Raw genomic sequence first — 250 nt, forward strand, 5'->3', positions numbered from 1 at the left:
CGGTAGTTCAGTCGGTTAGAATACCGGCCTGTCACGCCGGGGGTCGCGGGTTCGAGTCCCGTCCGCTGCGCCATATTTGTACAAGTCAGGTTAGCCTGGCTTGCGATTGAAAAGCACCGAAGCTTCTCGATCAAAGGTTTAAAAGATTCAAACGGACGCAAGTCCGAGCGATACGCAGCGGTAGTTCAGTCGGTTAGAATACCGGCCTGTCACGCCGGGGGTCGCGGGTTCGAGTCCCGTCCGCTGCGCC

Annotated in this window: 1 tRNA gene; it reads left to right on the forward strand. The window is 58.4% G+C overall.

Annotated features, from left to right (window positions below):
* Positions 1–174 precede the first annotated feature (174 nt).
* A tRNA-Asp gene (locus AAEZ03_RS28355) sits at positions 175–248 on the forward strand.
* The last annotated feature ends 2 nt before the right edge of the window (positions 249–250 follow it).

Source organism: Pseudomonas sp. HY2-MNA-CIBAN-0224 (genome assembly GCF_040310285.1).
GTDB classification, from domain to species: Bacteria; Pseudomonadota; Gammaproteobacteria; order Pseudomonadales; family Pseudomonadaceae; genus Aquipseudomonas; species Aquipseudomonas helleri.